Annotated in this window: 14 protein-coding genes, 1 tRNA gene and 3 riboswitches; of the genes, 9 read left to right on the top strand and 6 right to left on the bottom strand. The window is 43.1% G+C overall.

The features are described from left to right. Positions 1–93: 93 nt before the first annotated feature. Positions 94–1,215 carry an alanine dehydrogenase gene (gene ald, locus F8M42_RS11925; protein WP_182186873.1) on the bottom strand — a complete coding sequence of 374 codons (1,122 nt, stop codon included), beginning with the start codon at positions 1,213–1,215 and terminating at the stop codon, positions 94–96. Between the two features lie 315 nt (positions 1,216–1,530). Continuing rightward, positions 1,531–2,400 (bottom strand): NAD(P)-dependent oxidoreductase, encoded by an 870-nt coding sequence (locus tag F8M42_RS11920; RefSeq protein ID WP_182186871.1) that lies wholly within the window; start codon positions 2,398–2,400, stop codon positions 1,531–1,533. A gap of 421 nt (positions 2,401–2,821) precedes the next feature. Between F8M42_RS11920 and F8M42_RS11915 the strand changes: the two genes are divergently transcribed. The 7 genes from F8M42_RS11915 to F8M42_RS11885 all read left to right on the top strand — a co-directional run bounded on the left by F8M42_RS11915 (position 2,822) and on the right by F8M42_RS11885 (position 8,024). Further along, positions 2,822–4,480 (top strand): acetolactate synthase large subunit, encoded by a 1,659-nt coding sequence (locus F8M42_RS11915; protein ID WP_182186869.1) that lies wholly within the window; start codon positions 2,822–2,824, stop codon positions 4,478–4,480. Positions 4,481–4,586: 106 nt separating this feature from the next. Further along, positions 4,587–5,213: a YczE/YyaS/YitT family protein gene (locus F8M42_RS11910; RefSeq protein ID WP_182186867.1), complete on the top strand. Its 627-nt coding sequence runs from the start codon at positions 4,587–4,589 to the stop codon at positions 5,211–5,213. A 249-nt stretch (positions 5,214–5,462) separates the two neighbouring features. Beyond that, a riboswitch (cobalamin riboswitch) is annotated at positions 5,463–5,647 on the bottom strand. Between the two features lie 114 nt (positions 5,648–5,761). Beyond that, positions 5,762–6,076, top strand: coding sequence for a thioredoxin (trxA, locus tag F8M42_RS11905; RefSeq protein WP_182186865.1), 315 nt, complete (start codon positions 5,762–5,764; stop codon positions 6,074–6,076). Positions 6,077–6,125: 49 nt separating this feature from the next. Next, the gene (locus tag F8M42_RS11900; protein ID WP_182186864.1) at positions 6,126–6,746 is read left to right on the top strand and encodes a DUF2284 domain-containing protein; all 621 of its coding nucleotides are present in this window, start codon (positions 6,126–6,128) and stop codon (positions 6,744–6,746) included. 72 nt (positions 6,747–6,818) lie between these two features. Then, a tRNA-Gly gene (locus F8M42_RS11895) sits at positions 6,819–6,892 on the top strand. 252 nt (positions 6,893–7,144) lie between these two features. Further along, positions 7,145–7,678 (top strand): hypothetical protein, encoded by a 534-nt coding sequence (locus F8M42_RS11890; protein WP_182186863.1) that lies wholly within the window; start codon positions 7,145–7,147, stop codon positions 7,676–7,678. Continuing rightward, a complete protein-coding gene (locus tag F8M42_RS11885) occupies positions 7,671–8,024 on the top strand; it encodes a hypothetical protein (protein ID WP_182186862.1) in 354 nt (117 codons plus the stop codon). Before F8M42_RS11890 ends, F8M42_RS11885 begins: the two co-directional genes overlap by 8 nt. Positions 8,025–8,186: 162 nt before the next feature. On the opposite strand, the gene F8M42_RS11880 is transcribed toward F8M42_RS11885, so the two are convergent. The 4 genes from F8M42_RS11880 to F8M42_RS11865 form a co-directional block, all read right to left on the bottom strand. Beyond that, the gene (locus tag F8M42_RS11880) at positions 8,187–9,095 is read right to left on the bottom strand and encodes an LPP20 family lipoprotein (protein ID WP_182186861.1); all 909 of its coding nucleotides are present in this window, start codon (positions 9,093–9,095) and stop codon (positions 8,187–8,189) included. A 39-nt stretch (positions 9,096–9,134) separates the two neighbouring features. Next, positions 9,135–10,181 carry an LPP20 family lipoprotein gene (locus F8M42_RS11875; protein WP_182186860.1) on the bottom strand — a complete coding sequence of 349 codons (1,047 nt, stop codon included), beginning with the start codon at positions 10,179–10,181 and terminating at the stop codon, positions 9,135–9,137. Then, a complete protein-coding gene (locus F8M42_RS11870; RefSeq protein ID WP_182186859.1) occupies positions 10,178–11,050 on the bottom strand; it encodes a CsgG/HfaB family protein in 873 nt (290 codons plus the stop codon). The genes F8M42_RS11875 and F8M42_RS11870 overlap by 4 nt, the downstream gene beginning before the upstream one ends. A 438-nt stretch (positions 11,051–11,488) precedes the next feature. Further along, positions 11,489–12,202, bottom strand: a complete 714-nt coding sequence (locus tag F8M42_RS11865) for a hypothetical protein (protein ID WP_182186858.1) — start codon at positions 12,200–12,202, stop codon at positions 11,489–11,491. Between the two features lie 420 nt (positions 12,203–12,622). Continuing rightward, a riboswitch (cobalamin riboswitch) is annotated at positions 12,623–12,797 on the top strand. A 355-nt stretch (positions 12,798–13,152) separates the two neighbouring features. Further along, a riboswitch (cobalamin riboswitch) is annotated at positions 13,153–13,335 on the top strand. A gap of 258 nt (positions 13,336–13,593) precedes the next feature. On the opposite strand from F8M42_RS11865, the gene F8M42_RS11860 reads away from it, so the two are divergent. Together F8M42_RS11860 and F8M42_RS11855 are read left to right on the top strand one after the other, a co-directional pair. Continuing rightward, complete coding sequence (locus F8M42_RS11860; protein ID WP_182186857.1) at positions 13,594–14,994, top strand: hypothetical protein; 1,401 nt, start codon at positions 13,594–13,596, stop codon at positions 14,992–14,994. 76 nt (positions 14,995–15,070) lie between these two features. After that, positions 15,071–19,423, top strand: a complete 4,353-nt coding sequence (locus F8M42_RS11855; RefSeq protein WP_182186856.1) for a TonB-dependent receptor domain-containing protein — start codon at positions 15,071–15,073, stop codon at positions 19,421–19,423. Positions 19,424–19,517 lie beyond the last annotated feature (94 nt).

Raw genomic sequence — 19,517 nt, 5'->3', positions numbered from 1 at the left:
TAAAAGGGCGGGATCGCATGATGGTGGCAGATTGTGTTTTTATGAGGTCAATGCCGTTTGTGCGACAGCCCCGTTTACTTTATCAGTGTATAATTATTTTAAAAACTCCCTGCTGTCAGTGTAGGGAAGACCAAGCCCATCGGCAACACCTTTATAGGTCAGTTTTCCATCGATGGTATTCAACCCTTGCAGCAAACCTGGATCATCGAAAAATGCTTTTTTATAGCCCTTATTGGCAATGGACAGGGCATATGGTAAAGTAGCATTGGTGAGAGCCAGAGTTGATGTTCTGGCAACAGCTCCGGGAATATTGGCTACGGAATAATGAATGACGTCATACTTTTTAAAAGTGGGATTATCATGGGTAGTGCAATGATCACATGTTTCAATAGCACCACCCTGATCAATAGCAACATCGACCACAACTGAACCGGGTTTCATGGTTTTTACCATTGCTTCAGATACCAGTTTCGGCGTTTTGGAACCGGGAACTAATACGGCGCCAATCAGTAAATCAGCCCGTTTGACCCATTTTGCGATATTTAAACTGTTGGACATTTCGGTGATTATTCGTCCGGCGAAAATATCGTCAAGATAACGCAGCCGGTCTATTGATAAATCAAGTATGGTAACTCTGGCACCAAGTCCGGCGGCCATTTTAGCAGCATTAGTGCCGACAATACCACCACCGACGATGACAACCTGAGCCGGACATACACCGCTGACACCACCAAGAAGTATACCGCGGCCGCCAAAACGGCTTTCCAGATAATGTGCACCTGTCTGCACAGACATTCTGCCGGCTATTTCGCTCATTGGTGAAAGCAGCGGCAGACTGTGGCCATCGTGGCCAACGACTGTTTCATAAGCTATGCTGATGACTTTGTGTTTGAGCAATGCCTCGGTGAGCTTTGGGGCGGGGGCGAGATGCAGGTACGTATAGAGAATTTGTCCCGCGTGAAAATAATCGTATTCTTCAGGTAAGGGTTCCTTGACCTTTATGATCATATCGGCATTATCAAATAAAAGTTTCTTGTCGGTGATTATCTGAGCACCGGTCTGACTGTAGGATTCATCACTAAAACCACTGATAATTCCGGCCGATTTTTCTATCAGGACAGTATGTCCGGCTTTTACCAAAGCTTCGCTGCCGGCTGGTGTCAGACCAACGCGGTTTTCGTTATTCTTGATTTCCTTGATTACACTTACTATCATAATATGACCCCCTTCAAATTTATAAAGCCGATTAATTATCAGAGCAAACCGTGTGCCAATTTTTTATGGGAGTATTGAGAAATTAAGTATAACAGAGAAAGAATAAACTATTTAATTATTAACTTACTTAATAATTAAAATATTATATGATTTATTAAGAAAAACATTGGTTTATTTACAAATGAGCGATAAGCATCATGGATGTTTATTTATTACATGGCATAAAAATGTTACAAAACCGGAACATTTTTATGCCATGTGGAACGATAATATTACAAAAGACAATTTGCAGCATTGCCATATGGCCGGCAAATGTTAAAAATTATCTTGATAATATTTAATTAAACATTGTGTGCCCTCTTGTTCCAGACCCTTAGCAGCAAGATTTTCAGCTTGCTGTAATACCTGTTTTAAGATTGGCATATTAAGGCCGCAGGAGTCTCCTGCCTGTACGCCGATTTTCATGTCTTTGATAAAATGTTTAAGCATAAATCCCGGTTGATAATTTCCTTTTAAAGCATTGACGGCAACATGGCTCATTTGGAAGCTGCCGGCAGCACCCTGTGAAATGGCATCAAAGACTTTTTGTACATCAAGTCCGGCTGCTTTGGCGTAGGAAAGCGCTTCACATGCCCCGGCTAAGGCACCGGCAATGGCAATCTGATTACAAGCTTTTGTTTTTTGACCGGCTCCGGCAGTCCCTTCATATACAATATTGGTCCCCATTTTTAAAAGTAATGGTTTAACAGCAGTGAAAGCATCGGTATCGCCACCAACCAAAATGGAAAGAGAGGCATTTTGGGCACCGCTGTCGCCACCGGTTACAGGAGCATCAAGCGCAAAGATGCCCTTGCCTTTTGCCATCCGGTATATTTTTTGTGCAAGCTGTGGAGAGGACGTAGTCATATCAATGAGATAAGCACCCTCAGATGCGTTGTCCAGAACACCGTTTTTACCGAGATATATTTCTTCAACATCCTTGGGATAGCCTACGATGCTTATGATAACATCCTGCCCTTTGGCACATTGTCCCGGAGTGTTACACCATACGGCGCCTTTTTGCAGTAAACTGTCAGCTTTGGCTTTGGTCCTGTTGTAAACACTGACTTCATAGCCTGCATTGAGCAGGTGTCCGGCCATGGCACTGCCCATTATACCGGTTCCAATAAATCCAATCTTTTTCATATGCATTCCTCCTGACATAATGGATAAGCTTTTTATTTTATTATAACATGGGCAGGAGAAACTATCGGTATGCCGGCAAAATAAATTATGCAATACATTATCACTTTTGCGCGGTTCCCCGCCCTTTTGAGGGCGGACAAAAGGTAAGAATCGTTTGCATGCTGCCGGCTAGAGTGTTGATTGGCTGTTTTTAACGTCTGAGTATCGATGATTTGCCACGATGGCAGCTGATAACCGCAGAGCAGAAAGTCAAAAACTTATGTTTGCTCATAGTATATATTTTTATCTGCCGCCTAAGTATAGATAAATTATTTCATTATTACAGCATATTTACAAATTTTTGTTGATAAATTTTATTAAAATAGCTATTATTGAATATGTGTTAACATTAAATTTTTTAGGAGGATTTGCTTAAACCATCATGAATGAGAAAAGTAAGCGTTGTACTGCCGATTTGCTGGTAGAATGTTTGGAAGAGGAGGGTGTAAAGTACATTTTTGGCATCCCCGGGGAAGAAAATCTGGCAATAATGAATGCACTGGAAAATTCAAAAATACAATTTATTCCTACTCGGCATGAACAAGGTGCTGCTTTTATGGCTGATGTTTATGGTCGTCTTACCGGTAAGGCTGGCGTCTGCCTGGCTACGCTCGGCCCTGGTGCCACCAATCTGGTAACCGGTGTAGCTGACGCTGACAGCGACGGGGCACCGTTGGTCGCGATAACCGGACAGGTTGGAACAGACCGCATGCATATTACATCGCATCAATTTCTTGATTTGACTAAAATGTTTGAACCGATAACGCGCCGCACCAAGATGGTTGTGCGTCCGGATACAATAAATGAAATAGTGCGGCTGGCGTTTAAATATGCTGAACGGGAAAAACCGGGCGCTTGTCATATTGATCTGCCGGTAAATATCGGATTGATGCCTATTGCGGATAAAGAACGTCCTTTGCAAAAGCAGTATCCGGTCAGTGAATATGCTTCAGTTCATACTATTGATGAGGCAGCCGAGTTGATTTCATATGCTAAAAATCCGGTTATTTTAGCGGGCAGCGGAGTAATTCGCTCACATGCTTCAAAAGAATTAACAGCTTTTGCCGAAAAGCTAAAGATACCGGTGATAAATACGATGATGGCCAAAGGTGCTATTCCATTTGATAATAAGTATTCCATGTGGACGATTGGCATACCATTTCCTGATTATCAAAATAAGATACTGGAAAAAGCCAGTTTGGTAATCGCAGTTGGCTATGATATTATAGAATATGCTCCATCCAAATGGAACAAGAACGGCGATGTTGATATAATCCATATAGATGCATCGGCAGCCGATATAAATAAATTGTACCAGGCTAATGTAGAAGTAGTGGGAGACATTCCTGATGCCCTGAAGCGGATAATGCAACGGGCGGCACGGCTGCAGGAACCAAAAGAGGCTTTGACACTGCGGGAAAAGATGGTCAGCGAGCATGAAAGCTATGCTTATGATCAGTCATTCCCGATGAAACCACAGCGTATTTTAAATGATGTCCGCAAAGTCATGGGACCTGATGATATCGTAATTTCCGATGTGGGAGCTAATAAAGTCTGGATAGCGCGCCATTACAACTGCTATAAACCTAACACCTGCATCATTTCTAATGGATTTGCCACAATGGGAATTGCAGTTCCAGGGGCAGTAGCAGCCAAATTGGTGCATCCGGATAAAAGGGTGCTGGCAATAACCGGGGATGGTGGTTTCATGATGAACTGCCAGGAATTTGAAACAGCCATGCGGCTTGGAACCAATTTTGTGACCTTGATTTTCAATGATTGCAGTTATGGGTTGATAAAATGGAAACAACAGGCTCAATATAATCATACTTACGGAGTTGATTTCACCAATCCGGATTTTGTTAAATTTGCAGAAAGCATGCATGCTGTGGGGTTTAGGATAAAGAAAGCGGAAGAACTTATTCCCACCTTGGAGAAAGCCTTTAAACTTGATGCGCCGGTAATTATCGACTGCCGTGTGGATTACAGTGAAAATATGAAGCTTACAGAACATCTGCAGCGGGTCATGAATGAACTTTAAATAAAAAAGTCGGGAAAATTACGAACCCCAGCTGAGTAGAGCTGGGGTTCGTAATATCTGGCAATATAAGTATATTTTAATACGGTGGGGGGTGAATGATGCAGTAATGAAAATAATCAAAAATTATCTAACTTTTATCATCGGTCTGTTTTTTATGGCTCTGGGAATTGATTTGATAATAAAAAGTTCACTGGGAACTTCGCCAATATCCAGTCTGCCATATGTGATCAGTACTAATGTTCCTTTTAGTCTGGGAGAAGTTACTTTTGTTGTAAATATGTTTTTCCTTTTTCTGCAATGGGTAATATTACGTGACCGTCTTGGAAAAATGCAGATTTTGCAGGTACCGATGACGCTTATTTTTGCCATGTTCATCGATAATGCCATGCAGCTGCTGGAACAGATACCCGTTCCTGATATATATATGCTTTATCTGATGGTCCTTTTATTGGGATGTTTGTCGATGGGGATTGGCATTACCTGTGAAATACTTGGCAGAGTCGTCATGCTGCCGGGAGAGGGAATAGTAAATGCCATTGCCATTAATTGGCATCTGGACTTTGGCAGGACAAAGGTGGTCTTTGACTGTTTTTTGGTTTTGACAGCCAGTTTGCTGTCCCTTGTCTGCTCACAAACTATTGTCGGAATTCGTGAAGGCACGATCATATCGGCCTTGCTTACCGGAATGATAGTAAAGTTTATCTTATCAACAATTATGCGATTACAAAAATAAAACGGCAGTATTTGGGAATAAAAACAAAAAAACCTTGCGAATGCAAGGTCCTGCTACTGCAGTGTTTAAGAGGAAGTAAAACTCTATGAGCATGATCCCCTTTATATTAGCTGAAGATATAAAGGGGCTGAAAAAGCAAAATAAAAACCCTCTTTAAAGCGAACGCTAAAAAGAGGGTATAAAATACCAGAATTATTTATTCAATAATCTCCTTCCCATCGCTCGCGGGTACTATACAATAAATGTATAACGGTGACTGCTGATTAGGTAGTTCTCCTGGCTTCACATCATTGCTCTACCGCTCCTTCTCAGAATATAATTCCAATGGATGACATGCGGGATTGCTCAGTGTTACAGTGGCGGGACCGCACCGGCTTATCTAATACCGGTTTCCCTATTAAGTCATTGCTGACGCCTAACCCTTCAATATTAATTTCTTTTATAATAACACCGGGAACTTTTTTTGTCAACATTGCAGAAGCTATTAAATAAATATATATTATTGTATAATGATATTAGTAAATTAAAGGAGACTGGAGGCAAAGATTATGCCGCAAATATATACACAGTACAATTTTGATATGGAGGTACTGCAATCGAAAATTCCAGTGTTAGTCGACTTTTGGGCTGAATGGTGCACACCATGTCATAGATTTACACCGATAATTGAAAAAATGGAAAAAATGGCAGCAGGTGAATATAAAGTTGGCTGCATAGATGTGGACAAGGAACAAAAACTGGTTGAACGTTATAACATAACTATCATTCCTACCATAATAGTTTTTAAAAACGGACAATCGACAGCCCAGTTGGTCGGAGCTGTATCGGAAGAAGATTTACGTCATATGATGGTGAATGACTGAGAAAAATTTATAATTGTTGCCGCTGCCGGATGACAGCTGACTGGAGAACATGATGTATAGAATTGAAACCTGTATAAAACAGGTGGTCTTGACCGATGTCCTGGGGAAATATCAGGAGAGAGAACGATTCCTTCGGTATTGTAAAGACTGTCATAAATATAATACACGTTGGTCGTGCCCGCCGCTTGACTTTGATCCTAATGAATATCTGGCACCGTATAAATACAGCTATCTTATTGGCATTCGGATTTTTTATGATGCCGCGATTATTGCAGCAGCCAATACAAAAGAAAAGATAAGATATACTTCTTTAAAAACCACTAAGACTGTTAAAAAACAAGTAAGTGAGATATTATTAGCGGCAGAACAATATACTCCGACAGCCATTTCTTTGTCATCGGGTGGCTGTGACTTTTGCTGCAGGTGCAGCCGGATAAAAAATGAACCCTGTCGAAGACCGGAAAAAATGCGCTATTCACTTGACGCATTCGGTATAAATCTCAGTAAAATAGCAAAGAAATTCCTAAATATTGAATTATTATGGAATGCAGATACCTTGCCGCAGTATCATACACTTATTCATGCTCTGCTCACAAAAGATGAATTATCCCGGGGTGCCATGACACTTCTGCGAAGTAATCTGATGGCGCTTGCGCAAGGGAAATTTTAGAATAATTTAGCTGATTTTGCAGAAAATATTGCATCTGAAAACTTAATATGGTACACTTATTAAGTCGGTTTTGCGGGCGTAGTTCATTGGTAGAATGTGAGCTTCCCAAGCTTAAGAGGGGGGTCCGATTCCCCTCGCCCGCTCCATAGAAATTCGAGGTTTCACGGCATTTTGCTGTGAAGCCTTTTTTAGTACTTTACCCTTTGTCTATACTTTACTAAAATGTATTTTTATCCATATTATTTATGTTATAATATCTAATGGGAAGTTGTATAAAGGTGATATAGCTTTACATAAAGTATCGGCTTTATAAAGTAAACATGAAAGATTGACAAGCAAAAACAGCTAATTACTTCGAGTGATCAACAAAAGCTTGAATTCAGGAGGGAAATGATATTATGAAAAAAAATTCCCCTTTATATATTTTTCTCATGTTCTCAATAGGTGTTGTATTTTTTACCGGAACAGCATATGGATTTGCTGCTGATAGTTCGGAAAACCGCTGGCAGGTCCTTTCTTCTCAAGATGGTGTTACAATATTTTTCGACACAGATACAATTCGTTTTGCTGATGGCAATGAAAATCAAATACGGTTTTGGCAAAAATGTGCATTCAATTCATCAGCAGCTACTAAATTTGCTGCACTATTAAATTTTTCAGATGAAAATTTACAGGTTTCTTATTTTCTTGAAGATCGTATTTTCGATATAAAAAATCATACAAAAGCTATTTATGAGTTAGATGCCTACGATGCAAATAATATATTGATTGAAACAAATCGACCGGCAACAAAAATATGGGAAACAATTACGCCGGATAGTGACAGTGATAAGATTTGTCTTGCGATTATGACCTATGCGAATTCACATAAACAGCAGCTCTTAGAAAATGAAAACATGACAGGCAGCAAAGGAGGCTTCCAAAATGAATAAGGAAATATCGTTTTTGATTATCGCTGTTATTTTGTACGGATTATCTTTTCATCAGACAGGATATGCGGCTTCTTCCACTGTAAGCTCGTCTGAACAGTTAACAACACTGACGAAGCAGCTTACTTCTTTAGAAAAAACTATGACGAAACTTTCATCAACAATCGATTTAGATGAAGAGGCTGATTTTACAAGTGCTCTCACAGAGATAGCCGAATTAAAAATCAGTTTAAACAGTTTAAATTCCAGTTTGAAAACATACAAAAATGCAGAAACAAAGTTAGATGCTTTGAAGTCTACGCTTACAAAATCGGGTTTAGTTTCTGCTATTTTAAAAGAGTATCTATGATCAACCTGTTGGCAAACTTAAAGAGATTAAAGGAGTAGTATCATTATAATGATGCGATTACAGTATATGGAATTCAGCCATCAGGCAAAAAGAGGAGATTGTCACGCGTTTCGTTAACGCATGACAATCTCCTCTTTTTGCCTGGTTTGAAATAATATTAATTTACTGAATAAAGACCACTGAACCATTTCTCAAAAAATCATACTGTTGTACAGCACTGATAAGCCGGTCACCATCTTCTTTGCTGATAATTGGATTTCGATGAAAATCAGTCAAAGATACACACTTTAAAATCAATGGATTAGAACCAGCTATATTAGCGGCTTCATCATTTGGTGATTTTACATAAGAAACCAGTCCGTTATGAATAATCTGCTGATTATTCACATTCTGTGAATTATATAATGTGCGTCCGCTGGTATCAATAATATTAGGTGTCATAGCACGTTCAAGACCCAATCCTCTGCAGTCAACGATCAATCCTGTATAAGCACCGGTAGGAAGCGGCACAACTGTACTGGAAGGTGTTGCCGCCATAGTCGCAGGAATTGTCGGACTCGTCGTTGACGGTTCCTGCACCGGATTAACAGTTGAATTAACTACTGGCACATTATTTGTTGTACCGGTATTTTCATTATTATTCTGCCAAACCGCAGAAGAAAGACTGTTTTTTCCAAACAGCGGCATACTTACCGTTACCTGATAGTTGCTGTCGTCCAATTGTTCTTCATCTACAACGCGTGCATTGCGGATAGCACCTTCAACAGCGGTTTTAATTGTATCATTCTTAACTGTTAATTGTTCGATAGTGGTATGATTTTCAACCTCTATTCCATAAATAATGCTGGCAAGATTCCGATATGCGTCCACAGTTGCTGCCCGGCGCGCTAAGGCATTGGCCTGTCCCGGTTTAATTGCATATTCGGGCGCACTTCCAACGCCGATCGCTGTAATGATATTGCTATCCCAATCCACCCCTATTGCTGAACAACTAGGTTGTGCTATAAATACAAAAAGCCCTGAAAACACAAATAAAAAAAAGAGCTCCTTTAGATATTTTACCTTACTCATAAGACAACATCATCCTCTTTCTAAACGGTTTAAATTTTGTCAATAGGTCAACTCTATCGTACTCGTCGTTATTTTTGTGATAACTGTCGAATAGCTTGGATTTTGTGAGAGCATATCGGCAAGATCATCATTTTCACCCGTAAAGTTCAGAGTGAGTACGGCGTTATTTTCATCAAAAGTTTTGATAACTACATTTTCAGCATTACAGGCATAACTAAGATAATCCTTTAGTGCGGTGAGTTGATGATAATCTTTTACATTATGGACCGTAATCGTATAACTTTTTTGTGCGTTAACAGCAACATTGCGCAAAACCGAAACGATTGCCTCCGCAGCTTTATTACTAGCTACACATTTGGCAGTTGTCTCAGCATTTTGTTTGGAAATGTCGATGCTGCTCCCCAGATATTCTCCAGTCAGCAGGCTTTCACCCGTATCGCAACGAGTAACCCTGATGCTTAGCACTGCCTGATTGGTGTAAAGCGGGATATCTGTCGACAAATTCATCGGCATGGCCCTTGATGTAAGCGTTCCGCTGATCGTATAATCAAATGGCCCTGCATTGATGTCATTAGCAGAAAAAATATGAGCAAAACCGGCATCTGTAAGATGATTGGTTATATTTGCCTCAACAGTCTGGTCATTTTTTACACCATATAGTGCTGATCGATTTCCCGCTGCATTGACATTCAAGCCAATTATCAAGTCACTTATCCCCAGATGCTCTGTCGATCGGGCAGCCTGTGGTGAGGCCGGACCTTCACCGGGAGCGACATTTGCTTCGACTTCAACATTGTATACAGTGCCATCAAAATGACTATCCAAAACCGTGTAGCTTTCTATATGCCCGTTCGTATAAGAATGAATATTATCACGATCAATCATGCTGTTGGTCAGGTAAGAATTGGATTCCACATCTATACCTTGCGCATTTTCTAATATTTTACGGAACGCATCCTGAATTGCTGCACGTTCTGTAGGGCCGGAACCTAAGGCACTATACGATTTCTGTTCTGCCGATAACGGTGATGAGCAGGTTACCATAAACAATATAAAAATTAACCATACGCGTAAAAATATTTTCATGATGCTGTCGCCACATTACCGATTTGTAAGTTATTGCTGCTGCCGGCTATAACTTTACCATAGGCAAAATCGTCATTAACACGTTCGATCTGAATTTTGCATATCACTTTTTGCTGATATCCCAAAGATTTTCCCGTTTCAGGATCTCGAATCACAACTCCATCCTGTACAATAGAAAAAATTTCATCTACACTGACATTCTTGTTGCGCCCGCCATCAATATAAACGGTATCTCCGTCTACAAAAGCAACATGGGTCGTATCTGTATGTCTGGCCATCTTTTGTTGGATCAATTGACTGATATCATGGGAAATATCTCGTAAAGCATTTCCGGCTGCATCCGACGGAGTAATCCATACACGCCGGCCATCTTGCTTAATCAGAATCTTCGGAACTTCCTTGCTATTAGTATCGGCAAGGACAATTTGACCGGTTGTCGTATCAATTAACTTCCATGATACATTGAATCTGGTCGCCGGATATTTGACTCCCTTTCTCGGCAATACATTTTGCGGACTAAAAACACCGCCGGTCAAAAGATAATCAACGCCATGAACTTTTCCCATCTGTATCGCTGTGTTTTTGGCAATGACACCGGTTTTCCCAAGTCCCTGTTCATCCAGAATATCTTTGATATTACCACGGTCAACCAAACAAATAGCTGAGTCTCCGGATAAATCAGCCATAAGCTGATTTGTCAACAGCGATCCCAATTCACGCGGACCGGCAATGCTCTTAAACGGTAAAACGCTCAAAGATTCTTGAGCTTCCACCCGGGCAAATGGGAATGCAAGCATTAAAAACATCGTCAAAGAAAAAAACAGATATTTGAGATTAATTTGTAAAAAAGAACTATTTTTAAATAACACAAAGCAGGACCCCTTTTTAAAATAATTCCCTTGAATTCTCTTAATTAGCATCCTGCTAAAAACGTACTTTCTTATTAAATTATTGGATATAGTATATAATAAAATTCAACACTTGTAAAGTATAAAAAGTATGGTAATCAGGCAAAATTATGACATCCGGGATAAGACTTTGAGTCGCTGTCCGGACACTGCTGCAGACGTGCAACCACCCCAGCTACAATCATACTAAGCTTGTACACCGTTCAGTGCAGCAGCTATAAAACAATCTTACAGGTCAATAATTGTGTGCAGCTATAGTGTATCGCTTTTGGGGTATTTTGAATTAATATTTAGTGACCCTTTATCGGGGGCGTATACTTCATTATCAGCTTGGCTGCATTTAAGGTTTTTTGCCATAACGTTGATTTACCATAACAGTCTGATTTCATATGAGAGCTATTACAAAAATAATCTTATATTTTTCATAAATATATTGAGATTTCGATCATAAATTTGAATATAGAAATTACCCGTTTTGGACGGTATTGCAAAATAAGATTGTCCAATGATGCCTTTTTCTGACTTGACCGTCACTAGATAGGAAGCTCCGGTCGCAACATAGCCGGATTCATTCGTGACACTTGTACCGGCTGCCAATGGAGCTAATTTATAAATTTTATCAAAAGTTCCCGACACAGTGTAGGATGGTTCCTGATAGTTTTCCAAACTGGAATTTTGATAAATAACCTGTAATTTTGCTAAAGGGACAGGAACCATTAATGGTTCCGGCTCATCTGTGGTAATAGAAACGGATGATTCGGCAGATACATAGTTCCCATAGGTGTCTGTCATATAAACATTATAGACACCACCGTTCATTTCACTAAAGGAAATATTTCCCTGCGCATCTGTTGTACCAGATACCATTTCTCCATTACTCGGGTTTTTGAAATAGATATCTAGATTTGTGATAGGTGTATTATGGTCATATGCACATACCACATGAAAAGTAGCTTTTTTTTCGGCAGTTGCAGAGTTATCAGTTGTGCTGCCGGAGGATGTAGTGGTCAATGCCGATGAATCGGCATCAGCAGTTGATGCAGCGGCGAGAGCTATGCTGCTTACTAAAAAACTCATAAATACACAAATCAGGAAAAGAATTTTTCTTTTCATCCATATCACCTTTTTTTATGATTAGTATAACATTACTTTTTAATAATGGAAATGCTTTTGAATCTATTATTCGGATATAGAAGATTTTGCGGAATTCAATTGGACCAAATTTCAAAGCGGATATATTTTAAAACAATTCATTTATGTTGAAACACTGACTTAATAATTCGTTCAAAAATCAAATGAGCTATCAATGACATTGGGAAAATTGATGAGATGCAAAGATTGATATGCTTGGATATAGTGATTTTGGAATGCAGAAGATATGCCGCCCCGCTTGTCTTTATTATAGTTGATATTTTAAAATGTTCGATGAAAAGCTAAAAACTGATAAAATTATAGTTGACAAATCTGTAAAATAGCATTATCGTAATAAGTGAAAACTATTATTTATTAAATTAAGATAATATTAACAATTAGATAATTTTTATGAAATCAGGTATCCATTATCTGGATGGATTCAATAGGGAAGTCCGGTGCAAGTCCGGCGCTGTCTCGCAACTGTGAAGGAGAGCTGTATTTTTGTTTCCCTCTTACCAAGGAAAAATGCAGCAATGAACCTAAGTCAGGGTACTGCCTGGTTTTTATATCCGTATATAGCCTGCGATGTACAGGTCTGGGATTGGGAACATTTGCAGGTATATGCATGATTTATGTGGTGCATTTGACTGCAGATTTTTAGGTGAGCTGTTTTTGGGAACAGCTTTCGTTCTTGACCCGGCAAAAGCAGGCGGCTTTTAGAAAATAAAGCGTCGGTAATTCCGCTGGTCGGGATAACTGGCGCTTTTGTTTTATCAATATAGCTATGTAAGACATTTTTGCTTTATCTGCCCTCAGAAATTAAGAGCGGATAAAGGGCAAACTGACAGTTATGCAGGCATCTCGTTCTTTATCCACCCTTAAAAGGGCGGACAATCGCGCGCAATGTGGTGATGGCTGCATAAATAAAAACTTAATAAATCGGAACAGGTGCCCTTCGGGGCTTAATAGGGAAGTTTGGTGCAAAGCCAACACGGTCCCGCCACTGTAACGGAGAGTAAATCCGCAGACAACGTCACTGGAGCAATGCTTTGGGAAGGCGCGGATAAACAATGACCCGGAGTCAGGAGAACTGCCTGTTGTACAATCACCGCTTGACCTGCGAGGTATGGGGAGGAGATTACACATCCGGGCTTTTTTGGCCTGTCTGTGTAGTGCGCTCCCGCAAGGGAGTTTTTTTATTGCCATTTTAAGCAGGCTGTTGTCTGCACGGACGACAATAACTGACCGCCGGTGCAGTTATTAATACAGTAATCCGGATAAAGGAGGTGCAGCGTCTCAAATGTCGCAGGGCAGTGAGGCTGTCCTGCCGGGGTATAAGAACCAATTTTGTTTAAGGAGGCTTATTAATTATGTCAATATCAAAGGTAGTAGCAACATTTTATAATTTTGCTACATCACTGTCAAACAAGGGGCGTCTGCGCCTGATTACTTCCAGTAGCACCAGCACGCCGGCGTATACTCCTGTATCAGGGAGCGGGACTGAGTTCACTAATACCGATCCTATCGCCTTTTACTTTAACGGCGGCAGCGGCACCGGCATCAGGGTATTGCTGGTAAAAAGAGTATATCATTATGATTCGAGTGGAAATATGGTACAAGATCCCTGCCTCTTAAGTGTCTATGATCCAAATGATTGGTCGGCACCTGTGATTACTGATAGTACCAAAAAATACAGCGACGGTAAAGATCTGTTAAATGTCTACAGCATCAATTCACCGGGCGGGACTGATGCCGGCACACTTTATGGTGCTGATTACACCGGTACTGATAATGACAACGGGCGCATATTTAAGCTTATCCATGGCAAGACCGGCAGTACGGAAACCCTGACATTGGACAGCCATGATTATCAGTTTGTACCGACGGGTTCGGGTGCCACGGCACACAGCGTCGACTCGGTATTTAACACTGAATCAGGCACTGACTACGTTTATGCCGCAGCCCAGCAGTATAGTTTGTCCGGTTCGCCCTCTAATCCGGCAAACTATACTTACTATAACAGTATCATTGTCAAGCTCGACCCCGGTACGCTGACACCGGTCAGCGGCGGCGGTCCGAGTGCCAGCCTGGCACCGAATGTCTTTGATCTGCAGTACTATGGCGGCAGCTTCTATGTGACGGCCCTGGGTGGGGCGCAGTGGAACCAGTATCCAATCAAATGGAACCCGGCTTCGCGCATTCAAAAGGTGTCCACAAGTTTGGCTGTTACCGATTTAGTTAAGGCCGCTGTCAGTGGAACTACTGCTGATAGTGATACTTTTGATATCCGGTCACTGGCCATTCTTGAGGATGGTACGGCTTATATCATAAATGGTTCTTATGACAATAATTTTGCTTTCACTGGTCATTTATGGCATGCCAATATAGCCGATTTGACGGGTGATGATTTATTGTCCAATACAGCTACATTGATTAGTAGTGTCAGCATATCAACTGTCAACGGTTATCTGTGGGCATTATTGCCGGCCGACGAACTGAGCAAGGTTTGGGGCATGCTGGGTGATACACTGGGTGTCTATGATACCAGCGGTATTTCCGGCAGCGCTATCGATGCCGCCACAGCCTCTGGCTGGGGAACAATTGGCAGTGCAGCCTTTAATGCGATCTCCCTGGCGATGCCGACCGTTACCCGCCGCGGCAGGCGTGCCATTAAGTCTGTCCGTGGTTTTGTCCATCCGGTGCTGGTATCCCGTGCCGGTATGAGCCAGGACGAATATGATGACTTTATGAGTTCCTACGCCGGCAAATAACCGGATAACTGACTGAACGCAAGGGCAAAGGATTTGCCCCTGTTTATTTTTATAATAACAATAAGGAAGAAACATTTTGAAAAGGAATAATAAATATATAATATCATGTCCCCTGGCGTTTTTTTTGCTTACTTATACCGCACCCTGTGAGGCATGGGATCAGCTGGTAATAAATGGAGAAAACGCCAATTACATAAATTGGGGAATAAATGCCGACCCAAGCGGAACTTATAATATCACGAGTGGAGGCATTTATACTACCTATGCCAGAGATACACAGACCGGCGGACCACCGGTTTCCAGATATAATGAACCTATTAATATTTTAAATGGAGGAATATGGCGTCCGTTGGATGCTAAGTCTACAATTTTTGCGAGTGCTTTAACCATGCATTCCGGTTCCATGATAGATCTGGCATATAAATACAGTGCTGCCAACGGTTATACTCAGGAAAACGGCTATGATCCCTGGTCGGCAGCAACCTCTATTAATACAAACCGATTTGTGGAAATAGATAATGGCAAATTTGAAGGCAATATTGCTTTTCGGCTTAATATGGGAACAGCTGTTTTTGACCGAAGCACTTATGGCTCCATGGGTGGTAATGATTCTATATTCCTGAATGCACCGCAGATAATTAATTCAGCTGAATATCCAACTGTAAATGTTACACTGCATTATATCATCGGCAGTCATTTTGGCGAAGGCTTGACTGGCACTACTCTTTACTATCCATGGGATCACCAGACAGCAGCTGTGCTGAAGAACAAAATACCTGATATTTTTGGTATAACCAATTCAGATACTGCCACAATGGATAAATTTAATGTGTCGGGCAGCGGCGAGTACCATCTTGACGGTGCCATCAATAAATATCTGCTGTGGACACAGGTGCAGCAGGATGACCTTAATCCGCAACTTGACTATACTACAACTAGAATGTGGAGCCTGGTCTGGACAGCCCGGCGGCAGAATTATCTTTCCCAGGGGGCTTACTCGGCGGCCAATGCGGCACTGGCCAGCCGCAATATGTGGCGTATCGAAGATGATGTACTATGGAAGCACGGTGACGATATCCGCTTTGCCGACCGTACCGGCAGCAAGTCACCGGAAGGTTTTTATGTCAATAACTGGCAGGGCAGGTACACCTTCGGCGGTATCCAGGGCTCAAGCTTCGACCAAAGCTACAGCGGAATCCAGGTCGGCTATGACAAGCTGCGCAGCCGTGACCTGTTCAACGGGCGGGTGCATACCGGCGTATTTGTCAGCAAGCTCAATTCCGGCGCCGATTTCAGTGCCCAGAGTGCCGGCGGTGCCGACTACAACAGCGGCTCCGGCAATATCAGCAGCCTCGGTTTTGGTGCCTATATGCTCTGGGAAGGGCAGAAGGGACATTACCTTGATACCATGCTGCGCTGGAGCAAGGTCGACAACAACTACGCCTATACCGATTCCTTTGATAATACCTATACCAAGGACTTTATCAGCAAGAGCTACGGCATCGGTGCCCGCTATGGCCGCTATATAACAAGAAACAACGGCTGGTTCCTGGAACCGCAGATCGGGCTGTCTTATGGCGTCACACGGGCCTATGATTTCCGCACGGCCAATGACCTTGAATACATGCAGGACAAGACCGGCATGCTGACCGGCCATGCCGGGATAACCCTGGGCAGAAAATACGGACAGGGCAGCCACAGCGGTGAAGCCTACCTGAAATTGGCAGCCAACCATGACTTTAGCAGCAATGATGCCATGTTTTATGCCATGCAGCCTGAGTCAATGAAACTGGAAGTCGGGGCAGATCCCGTTCTCGCTTCGCAGAAAATCGATAATCTTGAAGGCCGGGACACTTGGTATGATGTGTCCCTGGGCAGCAGTATCAAACTGGGAGAAAGCCATGACGCCTGGATCGGTGTCAACAAATCCTTCGGCGGCAATGTCAATACCAAATGGCAGGTAAACGGCGGTGTTACCTGGTACTGGGGCGGTCCGGCCAAGCCCCAAAAGGCACGGACAGCTGCCCCGAAGACAGCGGTTCCGGACAGCCAGCCCACCCAGTCCGTCAGCAGGAATGAACCGGCGGTCGGCAGTACGGCCAATGGTGCGACACCGGCAGTACGGCCGGCCGATAACAAGACTGCCGTGCAGCAGACCGGCAGGAAAATGAAACCTGCCGCCGATACGGCGGCTGCTTCACCGGCTGCCGACGGACAGCCGGTATCAGTGCCGGTGCCTGAAAACAACCGGACTTCTGCCGCAGCGGCAGAAAGCACCCAGCCGCCTGCTGATACCGGAGCAGCCGATGCTGCAGTACCGGCTGATGAGGGGAAAACAAAGCTGGCGCCGATGCTTGTCGAAGCCGATCGTCCCGACTGGGAAAGCAAGCTGTCACCGGGTACAGTATCGGTAATCGACGTGCCGAAGTACAAAGGCGAGCAAAAAACGCTGGCCGATCTGCTGCAGACAGTACCGGGCGTCTACATCGACCGGCTGTCGAGCGGTACCGGCCATTATACGACCGTGCGCGTACGCGGCTCCTCGGCCAGCCAGGTAAGCATCTATATGGACGGCGTACTGGTCAATACCGGCAGTGAAGCGGCAGTCAACCTGGAAAACCTCAATATCGACAATGTCCAGCGCATCGAGGTCTACCGCGGCTATATCCCGGCCCGTTTTGCCGGAGCGGCAATGGGCGGGGCAATCAATATAGTCACCAAAAAACCGACCAAGACCGGCGGCAAGGTCAGCTACGGCATCCGTTCTTTCGGCGGCCAGAAGTTCAATCTGGAAACCACGGCACCGCTTGGCGACGGCAGTCTGCTGCTGGCGCTCAATAAAGAACAGGCGGAAAATGACTTCCAATATAACATGGTGCCGAATTATTGGTCCGAGACTGAGATACCTACCGGGAAGAAACACATAACGCCTACCGGTGTACCCGATAAGCGCTGGCGCAAAAACAACGGCTATAACGATAAAAACATCCTGCTCAAGTGGCAGGATAAGGACTGGTTTGTCAAGCTGAACTACACCGATAATGTCACCCATACCCCGCAGGCAATAAGTATGGATTTTCCCCGGATAGATTCATCGGACAGCTATAAAGATTATGGTGGTGGCTGGATAAATCAATCTGTAATAATGGGCGGTACTATAGATACCAAAAAAACGGAACTGTCCTTTGGCCGCCGCCAGCAGGCGGGCAATCTGGAATGGGGCTGGCAGCTGGGCGCCATTCACCAGAATAAACAGGCATTGTTCGAAAAACTTATGGATGGGCTGATGTTCGGCACCAATACATTCAAGAATAACATCTATAATGCTTCTGTCGACGGTACCTGGAAAATGGGCAACCATCTGCTGGAATTCTTGCTGAGTGGCAGCAAGGAAACTATGGATGTAGGTTTTGCCACCAACTATACTTATTCCACCGGATACAACATTGATAGATATAAGGACTACTTCCTGCCAAAATACAATATGAGCAACTATTACTTCCAGCTGCAGGACACGATGAAGCTGGACGATTCGGGCAGCCTGACCTTTACTCCGCTGGTGCGGTCGCAGCGTTCCGACATGGGAATCGAGATACAAAATGGCAAGGGCTGGCTCAACAGCTATAACCTGGCACTCAAAAAGAAATTCGACAAGCACCTGACTGCCAGAGTCACCTATGGCACCTACTATCGCCTGCCCAGCTGGTATGAAATCTTCGGTGACGGTATCAATCTGGTATCCAGATGGCAAAATTACCGCTCCAATTCAAATTGGAGCCCGGATGTGTTTGCCGAACATGGACAAAACTGGGATGCCTCGCTCAACTGGACCGGCAGGCTGCTCGGCTCGGACAGCGACACAACCCTGACCTATTTCCGCCGCAACTCGGAAAATACGATGACGACTATGTTCAATCCTATATGGGGCGCCACATGGTATGCCAACTACGGAGCCGGTGAAGTGCATGGTGTGGAATTCAACAGCAAGCTGCACTGGCATCGCTATGATCTGTCATTGGCGGCCACCTGGCAGAATTCTTTGGTAAAGCAGGGTTATACGCCGGGAGCCAATATGAGCAATACGGTCTGGCAGGGACAGCCGCTGCCATGGACGCCGGCCTGGACCGTCAATGCCCGGCTTGACTACCGTTTCCCGGGAGATAAGCTCAGTATCTTCGGCGAATACAACTGGACTGATAAACTGCCATGGTATAACCAATCAAGTTGTATGTATTATACACCGCTTGGGCTTTTGAATATCGGGATGAAGTATAATTTTGACAAGCAGCTGAGACTGATAACCGGTGTCAATGATATCGGCAATAAAGGACCAAAGCAAATGACAAATTATAGTGATAATGAAAGAAGTACCATTCCCTATCCGCAGCAGGGACGGACCTTCTATATGACACTGGAATATTCATTTTGATGGTGCTGCATAAATATAATTAAATACTAAACCAATGCAAAAGGGACTGCCTGCATGGCATTGATCTCATAAAGGGTTGCAGTATACCACCGCG

Origin of the sequence: Pectinatus frisingensis, from assembly GCF_014076555.1 — a bacterium.
GTDB lineage: Bacteria > Bacillota > Negativicutes > Selenomonadales > Selenomonadaceae > Pectinatus > Pectinatus frisingensis.
This window is presented reverse-complemented; position numbering and strand designations above follow the sequence as displayed.

Excerpts from the sequence above, each read along its gene's own strand:
- ald (WP_182186873.1), bottom strand. The coding sequence starts at position 1,215 with ATGATAGTAAGTGTAATCAAGGAAATCAAGAATAACGAAAACCGCGTT.
- F8M42_RS11920 (WP_182186871.1), bottom strand. The coding sequence starts at position 2,400 with ATGAAAAAGATTGGATTTATTGGAACCGGTATAATGGGCAGTGCCATG.
- F8M42_RS11915 (WP_182186869.1), top strand. The coding sequence starts at position 2,822 with ATGAATGAGAAAAGTAAGCGTTGTACTGCCGATTTGCTGGTAGAATGT.
- F8M42_RS11910 (WP_182186867.1), top strand. The coding sequence starts at position 4,587 with ATGAAAATAATCAAAAATTATCTAACTTTTATCATCGGTCTGTTTTTT.
- trxA (WP_182186865.1), top strand. The coding sequence starts at position 5,762 with ATGCCGCAAATATATACACAGTACAATTTTGATATGGAGGTACTGCAA.
- F8M42_RS11900 (WP_182186864.1), top strand. The coding sequence starts at position 6,126 with ATGATGTATAGAATTGAAACCTGTATAAAACAGGTGGTCTTGACCGAT.
- F8M42_RS11890 (WP_182186863.1), top strand. The coding sequence starts at position 7,145 with ATGAAAAAAAATTCCCCTTTATATATTTTTCTCATGTTCTCAATAGGT.
- F8M42_RS11885 (WP_182186862.1), top strand. The coding sequence starts at position 7,671 with ATGAATAAGGAAATATCGTTTTTGATTATCGCTGTTATTTTGTACGGA.
- F8M42_RS11880 (WP_182186861.1), bottom strand. The coding sequence starts at position 9,095 with ATGAGTAAGGTAAAATATCTAAAGGAGCTCTTTTTTTTATTTGTGTTT.
- F8M42_RS11875 (WP_182186860.1), bottom strand. The coding sequence starts at position 10,181 with ATGAAAATATTTTTACGCGTATGGTTAATTTTTATATTGTTTATGGTA.
- F8M42_RS11865 (WP_182186858.1), bottom strand. The coding sequence starts at position 12,202 with ATGAAAAGAAAAATTCTTTTCCTGATTTGTGTATTTATGAGTTTTTTA.
- F8M42_RS11860 (WP_182186857.1), top strand. The coding sequence starts at position 13,594 with ATGTCAATATCAAAGGTAGTAGCAACATTTTATAATTTTGCTACATCA.